Here is a 7,035-nt window from a genome sequence, read left to right on the forward strand (position 1 = left end):
GCATAAATCTTTGAACAATTTAACGAATTAAATTGCACTATAACGTCGTTAAAAATTTTTTATTTAGAACAACTAGATACAAAAATTTTTGCCTAGTTCTAGCGTAATTTTCATAACGTTAAATAGACCCCATATATAAACAGATTGGTATAACAACTCAGAGTATAGACATAAAATAAACAGTTTAGTGACTTTCGTTTTTACAACGTTAATAACAAGCTGCTTTACTTGGTGCACCTCTGTTACTTAGTATTGCTTTTAAAGTGTAAGTAATACACCGGTGTAATTCTATCACTGTTTTTTACTATTTAGCATCGTTGTAAAGCTAAAAAAGACACTTTATTTAACAAATTGTTACAAAGTAATCCTTTTGGGTTATTAAATGCTTTTTTTCATATTCTGTCAATGAATTAGCGAGGTTTAAGTTTTATTTTTGTATTATTTTCAGTCGAAACGCATAGACAAATCGATTGATTGTAAATTTTTTGTTGGTGCTCCGCTTGATATAAAGTCAACACCCGCTTGTGAGTAGGTTTTAAGCGTTTGTAGAGTCATATTGCCTGAAACTTCAAGCTTTGCGCGTTTATTAGTTAAAACAACGGCTTGCTTAATTTGTTCAACACTAAAGTTATCCAGCATTATAATATCAGCGCCAGCATTAATGGCTTGATCTAGCTCATTAAGTGATTCAACTTCTACTTCAATTGGTTTATTTGGGTGATTTAATTTTGCTTGAGTAACGGCTTTGTCAATTGTGCCACAAGCTGCGATGTGGTTTTCTTTAATTAAGAATGCATCAAATAAGCCAATGCGATGATTTGCTCCGCCACCGCATTTTACTGCGTATTTTTGTAATGCGCGCAGGCCCGGTATGGTTTTACGGGTATCGAGTAATTGTGTTGTGGTGCCACTTAACTCTTTTACGTAATGGGCCGTTGTTGTGGCTGTGCCAGATAATGTTTGTACAAAGTTAAGCGCGGTACGCTCGGCGGTTAATATTGAGCGGGCTGAACCGGAGGCCGTAAATAAAGTGCTATTAGCTTTCACGGCATCACCATCATTTATAAGCACAGTTACGTTAACTGTTGGATCTACTTGTTTAAATACTTCAAGGATAATGTCTTTACCGCAAAATATGCAGTCTTCACGTGTTATTACTTTAGCGCTTGCTTGCTCGTTTTGTGGGATCAGTTGCGCGGTAATATCACCCTCTTGCGCAGTTTGATAATTTAAATCTTCGTCGAGAGCCAAAGTGACTAGTTGAGTGATGAGAGTGTGCGAAATAGACATAGTAAAGCTCATAAGCGTTAATAAATTAAGCAAATTTTACTATGTTTGTCGATGAAAGAGAAGCGCTTAGCTTTTAATGCTCGACTACAAACAAGATCAGTTTAGAGATGGTTTTTCCTTATTTAACCTGAATTTTGGTTAAGAGATTTACTAACGTAGTTAGCGCTGAGAATAGCAGTTTGAGATAGATTTATTAGTTAGAGTTCAGGTTATTGAGCATTGATACCAAAAAACTTAGCATTGGACGTTACTCGCTATCATTTTTTTTATAAATCCTTTAGCATCAGTGCTATATATTTTTGGTATTAATACAATAAACGTGTCATGAAAATAGATTTAAATGGTGTGATGAGTAACACGCTCCAGCGTAGTTGTACGCATTTTGATGAGCGCCCAGATAATACCGATATTTCATTGTTGGTTATCCATAATATATCGCTACCTGCAGGGCAGTTTGGTACGCCTTTTGTGCATGATTTATTTATGGGATCACTTAACTGTAATGCTCATAACAGCTTTGCTGATTTAGAGGGAGTTAGGGTATCAGCACATTGTTTTATTAAGCGTACTGGCGAAATTTTACAATATGTACCTTTTTCTAAGCGAGCGTGGCATGCTGGTTTATCTGAATTTGCAGGGCAAACAGCGTGTAATAATTTTAGTATTGGCATTGAGCTAGAAGGCACGGATACCACTGCTTATACTTTAGCGCAGTACAAAGTGTTAACGAGTGTGGTGCAATCTATAATGCAACGTTATCCTAAAATAACACCTTCACGTATTGTGGGGCACTGCGATATAGCACCGGGCCGCAAAACCGACCCTGGCGATAGCTTTGATTGGCGATTGTTTTTTAATATGCTTGAGCAATCAAGCTAAGAGAGTAATTACAATGATTTTGGTTTCTATAATAATTGCATTAATACTTGAGCGTTTAGGGGCTCGCTCAAGCTATTGGCAAATAAGTTATTACGCGAATGGTTATTTAAAACGCTCGACTAAATTACTCGCAGCGAAAGGTTTATTTGCCTCAGGTATTGGGTTTTTAATTTGGCTTGGGCTTCCTGTTATTGCGATGGCGTTTATTTATTGCTTATCTGACTTTGTGTTGTGGCACTTGGGTATTAATGTTGCCGTGCTTTTAGTGTGTTTTGGTTGTGCAAAACAACGTGCGTTATATAAATCATACTTAAATGCTTTAACGCGAGATGATGGCACAGCGGCGTCGTTATATGCGTTGCAAATTGGGCAAAAGCGTACTGAGGATCAAGATAACGGCGAAACCTTTGGGCAAACATTAGCGTGGGTTAATTTTAGATTTTACTGCGCGGTTATTTTTTGGTTTGTTATTTTAGGTGCGCCAGGCGCTGTTTTGTATGCGTTAGTACGTACTTTTGCAGATCTTGTCAGAGAAGATCATAAGGTAATTTTTGCCAAACACTTTAAGTTAGTACATAAATTGTTATTTTGGCTTGATTGGTTACCAGCGCGTATAACGAGTTTTGGTTATTTAGTGATAGGAAACTTTAATAAGGGTACAAGTTGTTGGCTGCGTTATGCGCTTGATTTTTCCAGCCCTAATCGCAAGGTCGTCACTTGCACAGCATTAGCCGCTGAACAAGTAGAAAAACGCTATTACGGCTGTACCTACGAAGCCACTTGTATGATTAAGCTTGTTAAGCGCAATGTATTATTTTATTTAGTCCTTATAGCGTTGCTTACATTATTTGGTGGGCTGTCTTAAGTTAATACCTTCTTAATAAAGCACCTTATGCAATGTGAGGTGCTTTATCTTTTTATAATTTTCAAACACAATGAAATAGAGTGAAAACTCTAAATTCATCTGGTCAGACCAATTGCTTTTCATCTTGTTAACGTTCTCTTTTTGTATCAAATTGTGTATTGTTTGACCTTCGTTCAAAATGCGTTACGCTACTGCTATTACTCAAATGTTGTGTAAATTGACAGCTATTAGGCTTTTTGATACCTTATTGTCAAATTTTGGTATGACCAATTTACCTTCTGGGTAAGTCATACCTCTTAAAGCCTTGTTTTATGGGCTCTTGGTATTAATACAACGCGGACGTTGATTCATGTCTTTAAAGATTAAAGCAGCAAAATTATCTGATGTTATTTTACAGCAACTAGAGAACATGATTCTTGAAGGCTCATTAGCACCAGGTGAAAAGTTGCCACCAGAGCGTGAACTAGCAAAGCAGTTTGAAGTGTCTCGCCCATCGCTGCGTGAGGCGATTCAAAAATTAGAAGCAAAAGGTTTAGTGACGCGTCGCCAAGGTGGTGGCACGTTTGTAAAAAATCAGCTAGAAGAAGGCCTTACTGATCCATTGTTTGATTTGATTAGTAAGCATCCTGAATCGCAGTTTGATTTACTTGAATTTCGTCATGCATTAGAAGGGATTGCAGCTTATTACGCAGCACTGCGCGGGACCAGCACCGATTTTAGCAAAGTAAAACAAAGCTTTGATGAAATTGCCCTAGTTAATGATGATTTACAGCAAAAAGCAAAAGCTATTAATGAATTTCACTTTAGCGTGGCAGAAGCCTCGCATAACGTGGTGTTATTGCATTTAGTTAGAGGTATGAAAGCGCTGCTTGAGCAAAATGTATTGCAAAATTTAACTGTTTTATTGAAAAAGTCAGATATTAGCAGTCAGTTAGCTCAGCACAGGCGTTTATTAATGGATGCCGTTATTGACGGTAATCCAGAACAAGCCCGTTTAGCAAGTAATGCGCACTTAGCATTTATTGAAGAAGCATTGCTTGAAGCAGGCAAAGAACATTCGCGAATTGAACGTAGTTTAAGACGCACCAAACAAAATTAAGTTAATACGCGACTACTTTGAACATACTAAATCAAGTAGCAGTGAGATTAAATTAACAATATTCGTATTTTACACATAAGGAAACCTCCATATGTCTGAAGTCAATAAAATTGACGTAGACGCGCTAGAAACACAAGAGTGGTTACAAGCTCTTGAATCAGTTGTGCGCGAAGAAGGTGTTGAACGAGCTCAGTTTTTACTTGAGCAAGTATTAGAGCAAGCCCGTTTAGACGGCGTTGATATGCCAACGGGTATTACCACGAACTACGTTAATACTATTCCTGTAGATCAAGAACCTGCTTACCCAGGTGATGTAAATCTTGAACGTCGTATTCGTTCAATTATACGTTGGAACGCGATTATGATCGTTCTACGTGCATCTAAAAAAGATCTCGACTTAGGCGGCCATATGGCGTCTTACCAATCATCTGCTGCATTTTATGAAGTGTGTTTTAACCACTTCTTTAAAGCACCAAATGACGTAGACGGTGGTGACTTAGTTTATTACCAAGGTCATATTTCTCCTGGTATTTACGCGCGTGCATTTGTTGAAGGTCGTTTATCGGCGGCACAACTAGATAACTTCCGCCAAGAAGTAGATGGCGAAGGCTTACCATCGTACCCACACCCTAAGTTAATGCCTGAATTTTGGCAGTTCCCTACGGTATCAATGGGCTTAGGTCCTATTTCGTCTATTTACCAAGCACGCTTCTTAAAATACCTAGATGGTCGTGGCTTAAAAGATACTAAAAACCAACGTGTATACGCGTTTTTAGGTGATGGCGAAATGGATGAGCCAGAATCACGCGGTGCAATTTCTTTTGCTGCACGTGAAAAGCTAGATAACCTTTGTTATTTAATTAACTGTAACTTACAGCGTTTAGACGGCCCAGTTATGGGTAACGGTAAAATTATTCAAGAGCTAGAAGGCTTGTTTAAAGGCGCTGGCTGGAACGTAATTAAACTAGTGTGGGGCAGTGGTTGGGATATTCTTCTAGCTAAAGACACAACCGGTAAATTACTACAGTTAATGAACGAAACGGTGGATGGCGATTACCAAACATATAAAGCTAAAAATGGCGCGTACGTACGTGAGCATTTCTTTGGTCGTTACCCAGAAACAGCTGCACTTGTGGCTGACATGACAGATGACGAAATTTTCGCGCTTAAGCGTGGTGGTCATGAACCGTCAAAATTATTTGCTGCATTTAAAAAAGCAGAAGACACGAAAGGTCGTCCAACTGTAATTCTTGCTAAAACTGTAAAAGGTTACGGCATGGGTGAAGCAGCTGAAGGTAAAAACATTGCGCACCAAGTGAAAAAAATGGACATGTCGCATGTTGCACATTTACGTTCACGCCTTGGTCTTGATGATTTAGTCTCTGAAGAGCAACTTGCAGAGCTGCCTTACTTAGAGCTTGAAGAAGGTTCGCCTGAACATAAATACCTACATGCTCGTCGTGATGCACTTAAAGGTTATACCCCTAAACGCATTCCACGCTTTAGTGAAAAACTGACATTGCCAGAAGTAGACGCGTTTAAACCGCTACTTGAAGAGCAAAAACGTGATATCTCAACCACTATGGGTTTTGTTCGTGCACTTAATATCTTATTAAAAGATAAAGGCATTGGTAAAAACATCGTACCAATTATTGCCGATGAAGCGCGTACATTTGGTATGGAAGGTTTATTCCGTCAAATCGGTATTTATAACCCACATGGCCAAAACTATACACCACAGGATCGCGATATTGTTTCTTACTATAAAGAAGCGACTTCTGGTCAAGTATTGCAAGAAGGTATTAATGAGTTAGGTGCAATGTCGTCATGGGTTGCTGCTGCAACGTCATACAGCACTAACGATTTACCAATGATCCCATTCTACATTTACTACTCTATGTTTGGTTTCCAACGTGTTGGCGACATGGCATGGATGGCGGGCGATCAACAAGCACGTGGTTTCTTATTAGGTGCTACTGCGGGTCGTACAACGCTAAATGGTGAAGGCTTGCAACACGAAGATGGTCACAGTCATATTCTTGCTAATACGGTTCCTAACTGTATTTCATACGACCCAACTTACGCGTTTGAAGTAGCGGTTATTGTACAAGACGGTATTCGTCGTATGTACGGTGATGACCAAGAAAATATTTACTACTACCTAACGCTTATGAACGAAAACTACCATCAGCCAGCTATGCCAGAAGGCGCCGAAGAAGGTATTCGTAAAGGTATTTACAAGCTTGAAAGTTACGAAGGTAAAAAAGCCAACGTACAGCTATTAAGCTCAGGCACTATTATGACTGAAGTACGTAAAGCCGCTACGATTCTAAGCGAAGAGTATGGTATTGCGTCCGATGTATTTTCTGTAACGTCGTTCAACGAATTAACACGTGATGGGCAAGATGTTGAACGTTTCAACATGCTTAACCCTGAAAGTGAGCAAAAAACAGCGTATATCACAAGCGTATTAAACGACTCTGTGACTGTTGCAGCAACGGATTACATGAAAAACTACGCAGAACAAGCGCGTTCATTCATTCCAAGCAGCAACTACAAAGTGTTAGGTACAGATGGCTACGGTCGTTCTGATAGCCGTGAAAACCTACGTCGTCACTTTGAAGTGAACGCAAGCTACGTTGTTGTTGCTACGTTATCTGAACTTGCTAAACGCGGTGAAGTTGAGAAGTCAGTAGTTGTTGAAGCACTTAAAAAGTTCAACATCGACACTAACAAACTTAACCCACTGTACGCATAAGAGGTTTGCAATGAGTATTGAAATTAAAGTACCTGATATTGGTGACGACGAAGTAGAAGTAACCGAAATATTAGTAGCAGTTGGCGATAAAGTAGATGTTGAGCAATCATTAGTAAAGGTTGAAGGAGACAAAGCAGCAATTGT

6 protein-coding genes are annotated in these 7,035 nt (G+C 39.0%); 5 read left to right on the forward strand and 1 reads right to left on the reverse strand.

Annotated features, from left to right (window positions below):
- Positions 1–444: 444 nt before the first annotated feature.
- Positions 445–1,290: a carboxylating nicotinate-nucleotide diphosphorylase gene (gene nadC / locus CWB66_RS19195; protein ID WP_138586616.1), complete on the reverse strand. Its 846-nt coding sequence runs from the start codon at positions 1,288–1,290 to the stop codon at positions 445–447.
- A 324-nt stretch (positions 1,291–1,614) separates the two neighbouring features.
- Between nadC and ampD the strand changes: the two genes are divergently transcribed.
- The 5 genes from ampD to CWB66_RS19220 all read left to right on the forward strand — a co-directional run.
- The gene (ampD, locus tag CWB66_RS19200) at positions 1,615–2,169 is read left to right on the forward strand and encodes a 1,6-anhydro-N-acetylmuramyl-L-alanine amidase AmpD (protein ID WP_138586617.1); all 555 of its coding nucleotides are present in this window, start codon (positions 1,615–1,617) and stop codon (positions 2,167–2,169) included.
- Between the two features lie 13 nt (positions 2,170–2,182).
- Positions 2,183–3,034 carry a beta-lactamase regulator AmpE gene (gene ampE / locus CWB66_RS19205; protein ID WP_138586618.1) on the forward strand — a complete coding sequence of 284 codons (852 nt, stop codon included), beginning with the start codon at positions 2,183–2,185 and terminating at the stop codon, positions 3,032–3,034.
- 349 nt (positions 3,035–3,383) lie between these two features.
- The gene (gene pdhR / locus CWB66_RS19210; RefSeq protein ID WP_077536905.1) at positions 3,384–4,133 is read left to right on the forward strand and encodes a pyruvate dehydrogenase complex transcriptional repressor PdhR; all 750 of its coding nucleotides are present in this window, start codon (positions 3,384–3,386) and stop codon (positions 4,131–4,133) included.
- A 91-nt stretch (positions 4,134–4,224) separates the two neighbouring features.
- Positions 4,225–6,891 (forward strand): pyruvate dehydrogenase (acetyl-transferring), homodimeric type, encoded by a 2,667-nt coding sequence (gene aceE, locus CWB66_RS19215; protein ID WP_077536906.1) that lies wholly within the window; start codon positions 4,225–4,227, stop codon positions 6,889–6,891.
- Positions 6,892–6,901: 10 nt separating this feature from the next.
- Positions 6,902–7,035: biotin/lipoyl-containing protein (locus CWB66_RS19220; RefSeq protein ID WP_212747839.1), on the forward strand; the 134-nt coding region annotated here is incomplete at its 3' end.

This window comes from Pseudoalteromonas sp. S558, from assembly GCF_005886635.1.
Classification (GTDB): domain Bacteria; phylum Pseudomonadota; class Gammaproteobacteria; order Enterobacterales; family Alteromonadaceae; genus Pseudoalteromonas; species Pseudoalteromonas aliena.